Origin of the sequence: Tropicimonas aquimaris, from assembly GCF_042676185.1 — a bacterium.
GTDB classification, from domain to species: Bacteria; Pseudomonadota; Alphaproteobacteria; order Rhodobacterales; family Rhodobacteraceae; genus Tropicimonas; species Tropicimonas aquimaris.
Window position 1 is genome coordinate 235,385 of the sequence record NZ_JBHTJT010000012.1, and the last position, 366, is coordinate 235,750.

1 pseudogene is annotated in these 366 nt (G+C 62.8%); it reads right to left on the reverse strand.

Features of this window, described 5'->3' with window-relative positions:
• Nucleotides 1-366, reverse strand: a pseudogene (locus ACFQ2S_RS11495) (calcium-binding protein); the annotation flags it as partial.

The window sequence follows — 366 nt, forward strand, 5'->3', positions numbered from 1 at the left end:
CCTGGTCGGAGTAGAGCCGGATCACCGAGCGGTCCATCACCCCGTCGCCGTTCGCGTCGGAATAGGAGATCGACCAGATCTTGGTGGTGTGGCCCTCGATCACCAGCCGGTCTCCCTCGGCGCGGCTGTAGTCCATCACCACGTCGTTGCCGAGGTGGTCGACCCAGTGGTCGTGGAGCTTGTCGTTCTCGCCCGCGACGCCGTGCCAGTTGATCGTACCGTCGTCGTTGGTGTGCTTCTCGATGTAGCGTTTCTTGGCGTTGATCAGGGTCTGGAAATAGAAGATGTCGGCGCCCTCGCCGCCGGTCATGGCGTCGTCGCCGTTGATCGGCTGGTTGGGATAGAGCTTGCCGTCGGTCAGCTCCT